The organism is Rhizorhapis sp. SPR117, from assembly GCF_021742065.1.
In genome coordinates, this window is record NZ_JAKKIE010000035.1 from 1 (window position 1) to 13,857 (window position 13,857).

14 protein-coding genes are annotated in these 13,857 nt (G+C 56.8%); 10 read left to right on the plus strand and 4 right to left on the minus strand.

What is annotated here, in order from left to right:
* Positions 1 to 223: 223 nt before the first annotated feature.
* The 4 genes from tpiA to L3X40_RS13805 all read left to right on the plus strand — a co-directional run bounded on the left by tpiA (position 224) and on the right by L3X40_RS13805 (position 3,937).
* The gene (tpiA, locus tag L3X40_RS13790) at positions 224 to 973 is read left to right on the plus strand and encodes a triose-phosphate isomerase (protein ID WP_237366128.1); all 750 of its coding nucleotides are present in this window, start codon (positions 224 to 226) and stop codon (positions 971 to 973) included.
* Between the two features lie 61 nt (positions 974 to 1,034).
* Positions 1,035 to 1,424, plus strand: a complete 390-nt coding sequence (secG, locus tag L3X40_RS13795) for a preprotein translocase subunit SecG (RefSeq protein ID WP_237366129.1) — start codon at positions 1,035 to 1,037, stop codon at positions 1,422 to 1,424.
* An 84-nt stretch (positions 1,425 to 1,508) separates the two neighbouring features.
* The gene (locus L3X40_RS13800) at positions 1,509 to 3,140 is read left to right on the plus strand and encodes a CTP synthase (protein ID WP_237366130.1); all 1,632 of its coding nucleotides are present in this window, start codon (positions 1,509 to 1,511) and stop codon (positions 3,138 to 3,140) included.
* Between the two features lie 107 nt (positions 3,141 to 3,247).
* The gene (locus tag L3X40_RS13805) at positions 3,248 to 3,937 is read left to right on the plus strand and encodes a Crp/Fnr family transcriptional regulator (RefSeq protein ID WP_237366131.1); all 690 of its coding nucleotides are present in this window, start codon (positions 3,248 to 3,250) and stop codon (positions 3,935 to 3,937) included.
* A gap of 116 nt (positions 3,938 to 4,053) precedes the next feature.
* Here L3X40_RS13805 and L3X40_RS13810 read toward each other — a convergent pair whose 3' ends face one another.
* Positions 4,054 to 4,515, minus strand: coding sequence for an Hsp20 family protein (locus L3X40_RS13810; RefSeq protein ID WP_237366132.1), 462 nt, complete (start codon positions 4,513 to 4,515; stop codon positions 4,054 to 4,056).
* A gap of 463 nt (positions 4,516 to 4,978) precedes the next feature.
* Here L3X40_RS13810 and L3X40_RS13815 point away from each other — a divergent pair, with 463 nt between their 5' ends.
* From L3X40_RS13815 to L3X40_RS13825, 3 genes are read left to right on the plus strand one after another with little or no spacing between them, the layout of a single operon-like run.
* Positions 4,979 to 6,229: a lipoprotein-releasing ABC transporter permease subunit gene (locus tag L3X40_RS13815; protein ID WP_237366133.1), complete on the plus strand. Its 1,251-nt coding sequence runs from the start codon at positions 4,979 to 4,981 to the stop codon at positions 6,227 to 6,229.
* On the plus strand, positions 6,222 to 6,893 hold the full coding sequence (locus L3X40_RS13820) for an ABC transporter ATP-binding protein (protein WP_237366134.1): 672 nt from the start codon (positions 6,222 to 6,224) through the stop codon (positions 6,891 to 6,893). Before L3X40_RS13815 ends, L3X40_RS13820 begins: the two co-directional genes overlap by 8 nt.
* A 23-nt stretch (positions 6,894 to 6,916) precedes the next feature.
* Entirely contained in the window at positions 6,917 to 7,432 is a 516-nt protein-coding gene (locus tag L3X40_RS13825) for a glutathione peroxidase (protein ID WP_237366135.1), read from the plus strand.
* A gap of 343 nt (positions 7,433 to 7,775) precedes the next feature.
* Here L3X40_RS13825 and lon read toward each other — a convergent pair whose 3' ends face one another.
* Both lon and L3X40_RS13835 read right to left on the minus strand, forming a co-directional pair.
* Positions 7,776 to 10,181, minus strand: a complete 2,406-nt coding sequence (gene lon, locus L3X40_RS13830) for an endopeptidase La (protein WP_237366136.1) — start codon at positions 10,179 to 10,181, stop codon at positions 7,776 to 7,778.
* Positions 10,178 to 10,600, minus strand: a complete 423-nt coding sequence (locus L3X40_RS13835) for an Hsp20/alpha crystallin family protein (RefSeq protein ID WP_237366137.1) — start codon at positions 10,598 to 10,600, stop codon at positions 10,178 to 10,180. The genes lon and L3X40_RS13835 overlap by 4 nt, the downstream gene beginning before the upstream one ends.
* A 413-nt stretch (positions 10,601 to 11,013) precedes the next feature.
* Here L3X40_RS13835 and L3X40_RS13840 point away from each other — a divergent pair, with 413 nt between their 5' ends.
* Together L3X40_RS13840 and L3X40_RS13845 are read left to right on the plus strand one after the other, a co-directional pair.
* Positions 11,014 to 11,964, plus strand: coding sequence for a DNA topoisomerase IB (locus L3X40_RS13840; protein ID WP_237366166.1), 951 nt, complete (start codon positions 11,014 to 11,016; stop codon positions 11,962 to 11,964).
* Positions 11,965 to 12,099: 135 nt separating this feature from the next.
* Complete coding sequence (locus L3X40_RS13845) at positions 12,100 to 12,327, plus strand: hypothetical protein (protein ID WP_237366138.1); 228 nt, start codon at positions 12,100 to 12,102, stop codon at positions 12,325 to 12,327.
* A gap of 90 nt (positions 12,328 to 12,417) precedes the next feature.
* On the opposite strand, the gene L3X40_RS13850 is transcribed toward L3X40_RS13845, so the two are convergent.
* Positions 12,418 to 12,930 carry a hemerythrin domain-containing protein gene (locus tag L3X40_RS13850; protein ID WP_237366139.1) on the minus strand — a complete coding sequence of 171 codons (513 nt, stop codon included), beginning with the start codon at positions 12,928 to 12,930 and terminating at the stop codon, positions 12,418 to 12,420.
* A gap of 252 nt (positions 12,931 to 13,182) precedes the next feature.
* Here L3X40_RS13850 and L3X40_RS13855 point away from each other — a divergent pair, with 252 nt between their 5' ends.
* Positions 13,183 to 13,857 carry an SRPBCC family protein gene (locus L3X40_RS13855; RefSeq protein WP_237366140.1) on the plus strand — a complete coding sequence of 225 codons (675 nt, stop codon included), beginning with the start codon at positions 13,183 to 13,185 and terminating at the stop codon, positions 13,855 to 13,857.

A 13,857-nucleotide genomic window follows, 5' to 3' on the forward strand; every position in this document is an offset into this window, starting at 1 on the left:
TGGTCTTTCCCGTCCCACCCCGAAGGGGCATGATTGTCCGGGCGCTGTGGTTCGTCGAACCGCTCAACCGGGCAATAATGCCCGCTTTTCGCACCTCTCCTCCCACAGCATCCCGGACAATCATGTCTCGATCCTCGTAATTAATGGGTTCTGACCCTATACAATCTATCAGCAGTTGCTATCGCCCCCAGAACCAAATTCTAGCATCGCATGGGAGACATTGGTGAGCAGGAAAAAGCTGATCGTCGGAAACTGGAAAATGAACGGACTGCTGGCGCAGGTCGCGGAAGTGGGAGCGATCGACAAAGTGGCGGCTGCTCATCCCGGTGTCGAAACCGGCCTTTGCCTGCCGGCTACACTGATTCATCCTGCGAGGGTGTCCGCCCGATCGATCTTTATCGGAGCGCAGGATTGCCATATGGCTGATAGCGGCGCTCATACCGGCTGCCTGTCCGCCGCAATGTTGAAAGAAGCGGGCGCGGATAGTTGTATAGTGGGGCATAGCGAACGGCGCACCGATCAGCATGAAAGCGACGACGACGTCGCGGCAAAGGCCCTCGCGGCTCGGCGCAATGACTTGAATATCATTCTATGCGTCGGGGAAAGCGAGGCTCAGCGCGATGCTGGTCACGCCGAAGCGGTTGTTTCGGATCAATTGCTTGCCTCTTTACCCGATGGCGCTGCGGCGCAATGGCTGTCGGTCGCTTATGAACCGATATGGGCCATTGGCACAGGGCGAACGCCAACGATGGAGGAGGTTACCCGCATGCACCGGTCGCTGCGCGATGCATTGCGTTCGCGGATTGGTGACGAGGCAGACGCCATGCGTATCCTGTATGGCGGGTCGATGAATGGGGCGAACGCCGCTGATCTGCTGGCTATAGCCGATGTTGATGGCGGCCTTGTTGGCGGAGCCAGTCTGACAGCCGAAAAATTCGCGCCGATTATTCAGGCTGCTGCTGCTTCCGGTTGAAGATTGGAGCGGGAGGCGTTATGTGCCCGCTCAAGCAGTTCATTACGGGTTTTGATTTTTCATGTTCACCTTCATCCTTGTTGTTCAGGCCATTGTGGCCGCGGCGCTGGTCGGCGTTATCCTGATGCAGCGGTCGGAAGGTGGGGGCCTGGGCGTTGGCGGCAGTCCTTCGGGATTAATGTCAGCCCGCGGAGCAGCGGATTTTCTGACTCGTTCGACGACAATCCTGGCGACGCTGTTTGTTACGCTCAGTGTGACGCTCGCCGTTATCGCTTCGGTCAAGCATGCGCCGATAGAAATCGACACGTCGCTGTCACGGACAGCACCAGCGCAACCGGCCGGCGATGCACCTGCTGCTAACAGCGACACCGATCCACTGGCTGCCGCGGCCAATGCCGCCGCGCAAAATGACAGTGCAGGGAAAGACGACAGCGTTCCTCTCGCGCACTAATCTGCAAAAAATTCAAATTATTTCACGGGCGGCGGATTCGCACGCTTGCTTGTTGTGACCTTTAAAGGATAAGTCTTTCCTCCCATGGCGCGGTTCATTTTTATCACCGGCGGCGTGGTCTCCTCGCTTGGCAAGGGTCTTATGGCCGCCAGCCTTGCAGCATTGCTGCAAGCGCGGGGTTATCGCGTGCGTATTCGCAAGTTCGATCCCTATCTGAATGTCGATCCGGGCACCATGTCGCCTTATCAGCATGGCGAAGTCTATGTGACCGACGACGGGGCTGAAACCGACCTCGACCTTGGCCATTACGAACGCTTTACCGGCGTGCCGTCGCGCCAGTCCGACAATGTGACGGCGGGCCGTATCTATCAGACCGTTATCACTCGCGAACGGCGTGGCGATTATCTGGGCGCAACGGTGCAGGTCATTCCGCATGTTACCGACGCCATCAAGGCATTCGCGCAGGATGAGATTGAAGACCTGGACTTCGTGCTATGTGAAATCGGCGGCACGGTGGGCGACATCGAAAGTCTTCCTTTTATCGAGGCGATTCGACAGCTTCGTAACGACATTGGTCGGGAAAACACCGTGTTCGTCCATGTGACGCTGGTCCCCTATATCAGCGCTGCTGGCGAGCTGAAAACCAAGCCTACTCAGCACAGCGTACGGGAACTGACATCTCTGGGCATTCAACCCGATATTCTGCTTTGCCGGTGCGAACATCCTTTGCCGGACGGCGAGCGTGCCAAAATCGCGCTGTTCTGCAACGTTCGTAAGGAAGCGGTCATTCCTGCGCTCGATGCGCCCAATATCTATGCGGTTCCTCTGCAATATCATGACGAGGGACTGGACGATGAAGTGCTACGCGCCTTTGGCATCACGGACGCACTGGAACCGGAAATGGTCCAGTGGGTCGACATCATGGACCGCTACAGCAATCCCGAAGGCGAAGTGACCATTGGCGTGGTTGGCAAATATGTTGGGCTGCCTGATGCCTATAAATCTCTGCATGAGGCACTGGTCCATGGCGGTTTTGCCAACCGGGTAAAGGTCAATATCCGCTGGCTCGATGCCGAAATGTTTGAAAATGAGGAGCATCTCGCCGCCCAGCTTGAACCGCTGCATGGCATCCTGGTGCCCGGCGGCTTTGGTGAGCGCGGCAGCGAAGGCAAAATCGGCAGCGTCAAGTTCGCACGCGAACGCGATGTACCCTTTTTCGGTATTTGCCTCGGTATGCAGATGGCCTGCATCGAAGGTGCGCGAAACACCGCGGGTATCGCCAATGCATCCACGACCGAATTCGGTTCTACCGACGAGCCGGTCATCGGCCTCATCACCGAATGGATGAGCAAGGAAGGGCTTCAGCAGCGGCAAGAAGGCGGCGATATGGGCGGAACCATGCGCCTTGGCGCGTATCCGGCAAAATTGTCCGGCAATAGCGTCGTAAGCTCGATCTATAACAGCGAAGAGATCAGCGAACGGCACCGTCATCGCTATGAAGTCAATGTGCATTACCGGGAGCCGCTGGAAAAGGGCGGCCTTATCTTTTCAGGAATGTCGCCTGATGGCGCCTTGCCTGAAATTGTCGAACGGCCCGACCATCCATGGTTCATAGGGGTTCAGTTTCACCCGGAACTCAAATCCAAGCCTTTTGATCCCCATCCTCTGTTCGCCAGCTTCATCGCGGCAGCCGTCAAACAAAGCCGGCTCGTTTAACATCAGGCCGAAGAGGGTTACCTCCTGTGACGAGGGTCACAGAAGAATTTACCATATTTTGGCAACATAATGCTGATAGAACCGATTCGGTTGATTGATGGGGCCAAATGGACGCGCGGGATCTTCACGGAAAATTGCCTGAGCACAGCCTTCTCCATACTTTGGAGGAGTCCGAGCTTTCGCAATTGCTTGATAGTGCAAAATTCCACGATGCGGCCAAGGGTGATGTGCTGTTACGGCAGGGGGATATCGGCGATTCGCTCGTTATCCTGCTCGATGGTCAGGCCCGCGTGACAGTCTACACGGCGAACGGTCGGGAAATCGTGCTGGAATATGTGAGTGCGGGCGCTGTGCTGGGCGAGATTGCATTGCTGGACGGGGGCGAACGGACCGCAAGCGTGATCGCCATGGGGAATGTCCGCTATCTAACGCTCGGTCGGATAGCCTTTGAGGCCTTGCTGGAGCATAATCACAAGATTGCGCTTCGGATCATGCGGGAATTGGCGTTGCGTTTGCGTATGACCAATCAAACGATCGAAAATGATCGCGCTTATGCCGCTGCGCCGCGCCTTGCGCGCTTTGTTTTAAGATTGGTGCGGGCAGACGAAAACCGTGCCAGCCCGCCGGTCATAGCTTTGAGCCAGACCGAACTCGCCATGTTTGCCGGTATTTCCCGAGAGAATATTAACCGCCAACTGGCAATATGGTCACAGGCGGGTATCACCGTTGTCGAACAGGGCGAAATCAGGATCCTGGACCCCGCCACATTGGAAGAGATTGCGGCCTCCGTCGATTAGACGCGGCTGCATGATGGCAGGCTGTCAGCTTTTGCGACCCGGCTGACAGCCTGCCTGATCTACAAAGGAGGCCGCCTCTGGCGGACGGCCTCCTGTTTTCAGCGATCTGCTGCCGGTCAGGCAGCTTCGCGCTCGTCAGTGATGCTGGGTGCATCGCCTGCCGAAATAGAAATTTTCTTCGGCTTCATCGCTTCGGGTACTTCGCGGACCAGATCGACGACAAGCAGTCCGTCCCGCAACTTCGCATCTTCGACCCGGACGAAATCGGCCAGTTCGAAACGGCGTTCAAAGTTACGGTTGGCAATCCCCATATGGAGGAAGTTGGAACGGTCCTGTTCGACCTCTTCCTTCTTGCCAGTGATCTGCAAGAGATTCTGCTGCGCGACAATATCGATATCGTCAGCGCCGAATCCCGCTACTGCCAATGTGATTCGGTATTTATCCTCGCTCAACCGTTCTATGTTGAACGGGGGATAATTGTCCGCCTGTTGCAGGCGGGCGCTGTTTTCCAACAGGTCGAACAACCTGTCAAAACCAACCGTTGAACGGCGGTAGGGCGTAAAATCAAACTGTCTCATCTTCAAATCCTCTTCATCTGAGCAATATGAATACGCAGGCCCATATTGGCGCCCGCTGACTATAATCCGACGCAAAAACGCCCGGACAGAATGGAGATATTTTCGATTTTGCTAATTTCAAGAGTAAGAGAATCTTAAAAACAAACGCCCGGATCGTTTTCGATCCGGGCGTCCATTGACGATTGCTCGTCTCCCCCTTGGCACCGTGTCCTCGATCTGGAAGCCCCCTAAAGCATCAGACGGGACTACGGTATCCCTGAACCACGGCCTCTGACCTGTGTCTCTTGATGTCCTTGCTAAGCCATCGTGCACGGCCATGTCACCGTGAAATTGGCATTGTGGTCCATTTTGGAGTCAGCCTGTGTTCATTTGGCCACGGCCACCAAGGCTGCACATCTTCTTGCCTCTCCCCCTTGCGGTCCCTAAGGCATTCTTACCGCATAGAAAGATCATCAAACACCCTATGATTCTCTCCCGTTACGAATGGATGATCTCCAAACGCTACCTGCTTCCGGGCAAGGGCGAGGGGTTTATTTTTCTGGTTGCGGGGATCAGCTTGGTCGCCGTCATGCTGGGCGTTGCGGCGCTCATTATCGTCATGAGCGTGATGAATGGTTTTCGCGCCGAACTGTTTGACAAAATCGTCGGCCTGAACGGTCATGCGGTAGTGCAAGGTTATGGTGGCCGCCTTCCTGACTGGAAGGATATTTTGAAGGAAGCCAAAGCGACTCCCGGCGTCACCAGCGCTACCCCCCTGATAGAACAGCCGCTGCTCGCCAATTTCAATGGTCGGGTGGAAGCGATTCTCGTCCGTGGCATGACGGTGCCCGACATCCGAACCAATGCAACACTGAAGAACAAGGTCGTTGCCGGCAAGATGAACGGCCTCGTCGCTGGAAGCAGCAAGATCGCCCTCGGCGCTCGCCTGGCCGAAAATCTGGGGGCGCAGGTAGGAAGTCACATCAGCATCATCAATCCGGCAGGCCGTGCCACCCCCTTTGGCACTGTTCCTCGCGAAATATCCTATGAGGTCGCCGCGATTTTCGAAGTCGGCGTCTATGACTATGACAAGGCTTTCGTCGTCATGCCGATGGAGGACGCCCAAACACTTCTGCTGTTGGGAGATGTCGTCGGCATGATCGAGGTTGAAACCGTCAATGCCGATGAGGTGGGCAGCATATTGGCTCCGCTGGCCGAGAAGGTAGCGGGAAGGGCGGTTGTTACCGACTGGCGGCAAATGAACGCCAGTCTGTTTGAGGCGCTGGCCGTTGAGCGGGTGGCCATGTTTGTGGTGCTGTCGATCATCATTCTGGTCGCGGTGTTCAACATCCTGTCTTCACTCATCATGCTGGTGCGTGCAAAGACGCGGGACATCGCTATTCTGCGCACCATGGGCGCTTCGCGTCATGGTTTGCTGAAGATTTTCATGACGGTCGGGATCATCATTGGCGCGCTGGGCACTTGCGCGGGCGTTGCGGTCGGCTTCACCTTTCTCTTTTTCCGCCAGAGCGTCGTCAATTTCGTCCAATTATTGACGGGACAGAATCTGTGGGACCCATCCATCCGCTTCCTGACGGAATTGCCGGCCAAGGCGGACCCTGTCGAAATCATCACCATTTGCGTTATGGCAATGGTGTTCAGCTTCCTTGCGACGCTTTATCCGGCTTTAAAAGCCGCAAATACCGATCCGGTGCAGGTGCTGCGCTATGAATGACATATTGAAGGTCACGGGTCTGTGTCGCAACTTCATTCAGGGCGACGAAACGATCGAGGTCCTGCGCGGCGTGGACCTTGCGGTCGCACCAGGCGAAATCGTGGCGCTGCTCGGTCCATCGGGGTCAGGCAAATCGACATTGCTGCAGGCTGTGGGCTTGCTGGAAGGCGGGTTTCAGGGTTCCATCATGATCGGGGATGAAGAGGCGGCCAACCTGCCGAGTGATGGCCGCACCCGTTTGCGCCGCGACGCATTGGGCTTTGTCTATCAGTTTCACCATTTGCTACCCGATTTCAGCGCCGCCGAAAACGTCATTCTGCCGCAGATGATCCGCGATGTGGAACCAAAAGCTGCTCGCGCACGCGCCGAAAGTCTGCTGGCCTCACTGGGACTGGGTCATCGCCTCACTCATCGCCCCAGCCAATTGTCAGGCGGCGAGCAGCAACGTGTCGCCGTCGCCCGCGCGCTCGCCAACAGGCCTGCACTGGTGCTGGCGGATGAACCAACGGGCAATCTGGATGAACATACCGCCGACATCGTGTTCGGTGAATTTCTACGCCTTGTAAGGGAAGAAGGTTCGGCTGCATTGGTGGCAACCCACAATGAGCGGCTGGCGAAAAAGATGGACAGGGTGTTGCGCCTGCATGAAGGTGTTTTGCAATAGTAGCGTGCAATGGAGCGCATCGCGTGAATGTGCTGGATTTTACGGTAAAACGTCCCGGCGGTGAACCGGCCCCACTTGCCCAATATGCGGGCAAGGTGTTGCTGATCGTCAATGTCGCCAGCAAATGCGGCTTTACCCCGCAATATGAAGGGCTGGAGGCGCTATACCGCAAATATCGGGCTCGTGGTTTTGAAATCCTCGCATTTCCGTGCAACCAATTTGGACATCAGGAACCGGGCGATGCAGAGGAAATTGCCAGCTTTTGCGCCCTTACCTATGATGTCACCTTCCCGCTCTTTGCCAAGATCGACGTGAACGGGAATGAAGCTGATCCGCTCTATACTTACCTGAAGAAGAGCAAGCCGGGTGTTCTTGGTACAAAGCGCATCAAATGGAATTTCACCAAGTTCCTGGTAAACCGCGAAGGCGCGGTCATTGCCCGGTTTGCGCCCACCGTAAAACCCAAGGACCTGGAGAACGCGATACACAGCTTGCTTTCGCAAAGCGCAAACCGGTGGAATCGAAGTTCGCCACATTGAACGATCGTCACCCTGAACTGGTTTGGGAATCATACCGTTGCGACAAGTAGGCTGGGCTCGCCATCATAGCCTCCCTGAAGGGACTATTGCATCATTCGTGCATTTCCTGATTTTCGTCGTTCCCGCGAAGGCGGGAACCCATCTCCCGACGTAAAATCAAGCGGTCAGGTCAGGAGATGGATCCCCGCCTTCGCGGGAATGACGGTAAAATGAAATTATGCAATGATCCCACAGGGGAGAGGGAGATTGGCTACATGTTTCAAGGGCGCAATTGCCAACTTGTTTCAGGGTCGGGGCATAGCGAGGCCGCGCAGGCAGCATGACGAACTTGAGATTCAGGTGATTATGATTGTTGCGGAAGTTCGGTCGAAGCAAGACCCGCTGCGACGGCTTCATCGACATGCTCCAGCCATATGAACTCCAGCTTCTCACGCGCTTTTTCGGGGATGTCGTCATAATCCCTTCGGTTGCGGGCCGGAAGCATGACCCGCTTGATCCCGGCGCTGGCCGCGGCGACCACCTTTTCCCTGATGCCGCCTACCGGCAGCACAAGGCCGCGTAGCGATATCTCGCCGGTCATTGCCGTGTCACTGCGGACGGTTCGGCCTGTCAGCAGGGACACGAGGGCCGTGAACATGGCAACCCCTGCGCTTGGGCCGTCCTTCGGCGTTGCACCGGCCGGGACGTGTATGTGAATGTCATTCTTCTCGAACCGGCCCGCATCAACCCCCAGGCTCTCCGCCCGCGATTTGATAAGGCTGAGCGCCGCCTGAGCGCTCTCCCGCATGACGTCTCCCAACTGGCCGGTCAGGATCAGCCGGCCTGAACCCGGCATGATGGTGGCTTCAATGAACAGGATATCACCGCCCACGGGTGTCCAGGCAAGGCCAGTCGCCACACCCGGCACGCTGGTGCGCTGCGCGACCTCGCTTTCGAAACGCGGTGCGCCCAGCATGGTGGTCAGATTATCCGGCGAAATTTTTACATGCGCCTGAAGATTCTCTGCAACCTGCATGGCGGCATAGCGAAATGCCTTTCCGATCTCGCGTTCCAGGTTTCGCACGCCTGCTTCGCGCGTATAGTTGCGGATGATCTCCGTCAGCGCGCCATCATCGATCTCGGCCTGATCCGCTTGAAGGCCATTGGCCGCCAGTTGCCGTGGCGCCAGATAACGGCGGGCGATGTGCAGCTTCTCGTCTTCGGTATAGCCCGCCAGCGAGATGACCTCCATCCGATCGCGCAGGGCGGGGGGGATGGTATCGAGCATATTGGCCGTAGCAATGAAAACGATGCGGCTAAGATCGAATGGCACCCCAAGATAATTGTCCCTGAACGTGGCGTTCTGTTCCGGGTCCAGCACTTCCAGCATCGCAGCGGACGGGTCGCCGTGGACACCGCTGCCAAGCTTGTCGATTTCATCGAGCATCAATACGCAGTTGCGTGTGCCTGCCCTGCGGATTGCCTGAATGACGTTGCCGGGCAGGGCGCCGATATAGGTCCTCCTGTGTCCCCGGATTTCGGCCTCGTCATGGACCCCGCCCAGGCTGACGCGAACGAACTTCCGGTCCATGGCGCGCGCAATCGATTGGCCCAGCGATGTCTTGCCGACTCCCGGCGGTCCGGCAAAACAAAGGATTGGCGCCTTGCCTTGGGGAGCGAGTTTGCGCACCGCCAGATATTCGATGATCCGCTGTTTGATCTTGTCGAGGTCGTAATGATCCTCATCCAGAATGCGACGCGCCTGTGTTATGTCGATCGGCTCTTCATCCGGCAGTGCCCAGGGCAGTTCTGTCAACCAGTCGAGATAGGTGCGCACCATCCCGTGTTCGGCCGCGGCTTCAGGCATGCGTTCAAGGCGGCGCAGTTCTCTGCGTGCCTGTTCCTCAACCTCGGCTGGCATTCCTGCCTTTGCGATAGCGTCATTTATTTCGGCAATTTCGGCGGATTTGCCTTCGTCCTCGCCAAGCTGGCGCTGGATTGCGGCCAATTGTTCGCGCAGCAAAGCTTCACGCTGCCTGTTGGTGAGTGTCGTTTCGACATCGCGTCCGATTTCCTGCCTCAGGCGCAGCACTTCAAGCCGTTGGGCGAGCAGCCGGGAACTCTTGTCCAGCCGCTCGCGCAGATCTGTTGTTTCCAGGATTTCCTGCTTTTGCTCCGCAGACAGGTCGAGATAGGCCGTCACCAGATCCGCAAGCGCACTGGCCGAACTGATGTTCTGAACGGTCGCGGCAAGTTCTGGAGGCGCCTGCGGCAGTAATTCTATGGCCTCCATGGCCTGCTGCCTGAGGTGCAGCAGTCTTGCCTCAATTTCTGGCGTCGTTTCCTGGCTTTCCTCAATCGGCTGGACGCGAGCGGCGAGATAGGGCCAGCCTTCCAGAAACTCCACGATACGGAAACGCTGCACGCCCTGGACGATGAGATGATGACTCCCGTCGGGTGCCGTTACATAGCGCAATATATTGGCGATTGTGCCCATGTCGTGCATGTCGGCAGGGGAGGGATCGGTTGTCTCTGCGTTGCGCTGCATGACGACGCCGATCGGGCGCTCGGCACGGACGGCGGCCTGCGCTGCGGCAACGGACTTTGGACGTCCTATTGTGAGCGGCAGGGCCAGTTCGGGAAACAGGACGAAATTACGCACTGGCACAATGATGACGGCGTCTTCGGGCAGGTCAGGAGATGGCTGCGTTCCGTTTGGCAATGGATTCGCGGCCTCTTGCGCGGCTTGTTTTTGCACTACATCGGTCATCGCGGGCCTCTTGTGGCTGAAGCTTTCCGGAGGGTGACGACCAGACAGCCATTGCTTTTCAATTGCCGCGCTGCGCCATAGCGTCCCGGCGGTAGCGCCAGCCTTCGCTCAAAACGTCCCTGTGGCAGTTCCAGACGGTGAATGATCGCATGACGCAATTCCGGGGGAAAACGCCTGTGCCCGATGATAACGAGTGTGCCGTCTTCGATTCGCGTGACTACCTGATCAAGATCGACACCCGGAAGAGCAATAATGATCAGAATTTCCTCATCAGTCTCCAGCATGTCGATGGGCGGTTCCCAGCATGTCTGACCAGGTGCCGAACTGCCCGGTGCAAAGCTCTGGCCGTGCAGCCTTTCGAGCTTGCGGAGCATCTCTATGGCCTCAGACCATATCCAGTCGCGCGAGCGGGAATCCATCGCAAATCATCCTTCAGCAAAACTCAGGCGGCAATCCTGGTGGGTATCCAAATCAAAATGCACCACACCAGCGTATCGTTCCTCAGCAGCCCAGGCCTTGCCATACGTATATGACCTTAATTGGGGCGTTCTGATCGTCATATTCGCTTCGGGTTCCCCGGATCTGAGCGCCGGACGCGGGTGCTCATCGCTACTGGTAATGCCAAGGGCAGCATGAAGCGGAACCACTTGCCCGTGCTTTCCGTTTCAACCGGGATTGCGAACGGCTGGCATGCGTCGCGGCTGTACTCGATGGCTACCATACTGGATGCTTTGCCCGATGAATCCGTGCGGGATGGTCTCGTTATTATATTGCCGCCCTTGGGCGCCTCCAGGGCGGAGGCGAGGACGTGCTTGTCTTTGCTGACGATGGAATGCCGGGCATCAGTCGGCGGAAATGCGGGCGTGGATGGACGTGGTGGAACAGCCAAGGTCAGCGGATTACCGATCCGAAGGAGATTGAACGGCTGAAACATATCGGGCTGCCCCCGGCCTATGAACGCGCATGGTTCTGCCCAGACCCGCGCGGTCATATTCAGGCGACTGGTTTTGATGAAAAGGGCCGCAAACAATATCGTTACCACCCCGATTTTCGGGCACAGCAGGAAGCGGGAAAGTTCGCAAATTGCATCTCTTTCGCGCAGAATCTCCCGCGGATTCGCAGACGTGTTGAGCGGGATCTGACGCGCCCCGGCCTGGATCGGACCAAAGTGGTCGCCGCCGTAGTACGGCTGCTCGATGAAAGCGCCATTCGGGTGGGGAATGAGGATTATGCGCGCAAGAACCGCAGCTTTGGCGCGACGACGCTGCGTACGCGCCATGCGCGGCTCAACGGAACCGAGTTGCGGTTACGTTTTGTCGCAAAGTCGGGCCGGAAGCAAACCATCGCAGTCGAAGATCCGTTGCTGACGCGGGTGGTTCGCCGGTGTCAGGATCTGCCAGAACAGCATCTCTTCGCTTATGCCGATGAAGCGGGAGAAATACATGCCGTCAGCTCCAGCGACGTCAACGATTATATCCGCCAAAGCATGGGCCAGAATTTCACCGCGAAGCATTTTCGGACCTGGGCCGCGAGCGTTATCGCTTATGAACAACTGCTTGCCGCGGGCGCGAATGGGTTGCCGCTGCGAAAGATGCTGGAACCTGTCGCTCAGTCATTGGGCAATACTCCTGCCATAGCCCGCAAATCCTATATTCATCCGGCACTGATTGACCTCGCGAAGAATCGAAAGAGAGTTGAGCGACGCGGCCAGCGAAAAACCAAATATTATTCTGCCGCGGAACGGGAATTGATCGTTTTTCTGGAAAAAGCCAATGAGGCGTGAACGAGCCTCCGCTCGTCGGCGCGTCCCCTTTGAGCGGAAGGCGCAGCAGTTGGCAGGCTTGCCGCTACTGCGTCCCCAGCGACGCACAGGAACGTATCGCCATATCGTCAGTTGCTAGGACAAAGGAGAATATCGATGTCTGTCCTTTCCTCTCTTTGGCGCAAGCTGGTTTATATTCAACCTGACGATCGACCCAAAAACCTTGAAGTGGAGCAGGAGAATCTGCGCCAGCCGCAGCGAGCAGGTGAGCCGCCGCGCCCGGCGACAGAATATCCAGGCACAAAGGATTCCACGCGATCGGATCAATTCGAGAAATATCCGGGGTCGGGCGCTGATTTGCAGAATAAGCCGCGCAACAATTGATCTGACACTGATTTAGAAACGCGGCGGGGCAGCCGAAAGCAGCGAATTGAGAGGCATCTGCTGCCCGTCAGATGGCGATAGCACCGTTCGTCAGGCGGGCATCAGGTTCACGGCACTCGGTCTGGCTGGCGGCAAGCCATCGGCTTTTGCCTGGGCAAGCAATTCTTCCTTTCGCATTTCCATCTGGTTTCGCAGATCGGCCAGGTCGACATCCGTTTTGCGGCACTGGGCGAACATGCCCTCTTTGGGCATTTCTTCCTCATGAACATGATGCTTGATCTCTTCCGACAGCACCTTGACCTTGGCATCGAAAAAGTCGCTGTTGGGTGATCCGGCCTCGATATCGTTGATGAGCACCTTCGCGCCGTCATGTTCGACATAGGCTTCGTCAAGCGTTTTATTCTCGATCCTGCCGCGGAAGGCGGGATAGAATATCTCTTCCTCGATCGATGTATGAACCTTCAGTTCGGTGCATATTTCTTTTGCCAGCTCTTGCTTGCGGCTTGTCGATCCCGCCTTTTCATATTGCTCGAAAAGAGTCTCGACTTTGCGGTGATCAGCTTTGAGAAGTGCAATCGCATCCGTGAATTTGCTGTCGCTCATGTTAGCCTCCATAGTGGTTTGCTTTGAATTCCCGGCGGGCCGGGTTGGTTCCCGCCATTTGCGACGAGCAGAAGGCATCCATCAGTCCAGCGTTGCGCGCGCCCTTCAGAGGGATTGTCATGGCCGTTGGGCGCAGAGCGCAGCGCCTGATCACGCTTCATCGAAAACTTCATTTAATTCGGAACTCTGACCTGATCCCATTCGTCTGGGCTTGCAGAGCGGGGCAATTACAAGCGGCGCAGGAGTGTGAAAATGCCTCATCCCTCTCTTAAGATTGCTGGCGCGTCGGCGGCCATCCTCGCGCTCTCGGGAGCTTTTGCGTTAAGGTCTGTACTGGAAGACAGAAAAGAGAAGCAGCGACAAGGCGATGATGCGCCCGGTCGCACGGCCAGGCGGCGCTTTGGTGATTATGCGGTGGCTGGACGCACCGTAACCATCGCTCGTCCGCAGCATGAACTCTATGCATTCTGGCGGGATTTTGAAAACCTTGCCGGCTTCATGGAGAATATCGAAAGCATACGGCGCACCGGAGCGGAAGGGCGTACCCTGTGGACCATTCGGGCACCTGCGGGAAATACCGTCGAAATAGAAACGGAAATTGTGAAGGAAGAAGACGGGCATCTGATCGCCTGGCGTTCCATTCCGGGATCCGATGTAGAGACAGAGGGTCGCGTAACGTTCGAAAAAGCCCCGGGCGAGCGGGGCACGCGTGTCAGTGCCACCATTGCGTATAAACCCATAGGTGGGGCCATGGGTCGGGCTTTGGCCAAATTGTTTCTGCGAGAACCCGAAATCCAGACACGTCACGATCTGAAGCGGTTCAAAATGATGATGGAAGCAGGAGAAATCGCAACTTCGGTCCGACGTCGGGACCAGACACGTGCCGCCAGACAAGCCAAAAAATCACGTGAGAAAGAGGAGGCCTGA

What these genes read in the sequence shown, in the direction of transcription:
- secG (WP_237366129.1), top strand. Translation starts at nt 1,035, where the DNA reads ATGTTCACCTTCATCCTTGTTGTTCAGGCCATTGTGGCCGCGGCGCTG.
- L3X40_RS13800 (WP_237366130.1), top strand. Translation starts at nt 1,509, where the DNA reads ATGGCGCGGTTCATTTTTATCACCGGCGGCGTGGTCTCCTCGCTTGGC.
- L3X40_RS13805 (WP_237366131.1), top strand. Translation starts at nt 3,248, where the DNA reads ATGGACGCGCGGGATCTTCACGGAAAATTGCCTGAGCACAGCCTTCTC.
- L3X40_RS13810 (WP_237366132.1), bottom strand. Translation starts at nt 4,515, where the DNA reads ATGAGACAGTTTGATTTTACGCCCTACCGCCGTTCAACGGTTGGTTTT.
- L3X40_RS13815 (WP_237366133.1), top strand. Translation starts at nt 4,979, where the DNA reads ATGATTCTCTCCCGTTACGAATGGATGATCTCCAAACGCTACCTGCTT.
- L3X40_RS13820 (WP_237366134.1), top strand. Translation starts at nt 6,222, where the DNA reads ATGAATGACATATTGAAGGTCACGGGTCTGTGTCGCAACTTCATTCAG.
- lon (WP_237366136.1), bottom strand. Translation starts at nt 10,181, where the DNA reads ATGACCGATGTAGTGCAAAAACAAGCCGCGCAAGAGGCCGCGAATCCA.
- L3X40_RS13835 (WP_237366137.1), bottom strand. Translation starts at nt 10,600, where the DNA reads ATGGATTCCCGCTCGCGCGACTGGATATGGTCTGAGGCCATAGAGATG.
- L3X40_RS13840 (WP_237366166.1), top strand. Translation starts at nt 11,014, where the DNA reads ATGCCGGGCATCAGTCGGCGGAAATGCGGGCGTGGATGGACGTGGTGG.
- L3X40_RS13845 (WP_237366138.1), top strand. Translation starts at nt 12,100, where the DNA reads ATGTCTGTCCTTTCCTCTCTTTGGCGCAAGCTGGTTTATATTCAACCT.
- L3X40_RS13850 (WP_237366139.1), bottom strand. Translation starts at nt 12,930, where the DNA reads ATGAGCGACAGCAAATTCACGGATGCGATTGCACTTCTCAAAGCTGAT.
- L3X40_RS13855 (WP_237366140.1), top strand. Translation starts at nt 13,183, where the DNA reads ATGCCTCATCCCTCTCTTAAGATTGCTGGCGCGTCGGCGGCCATCCTC.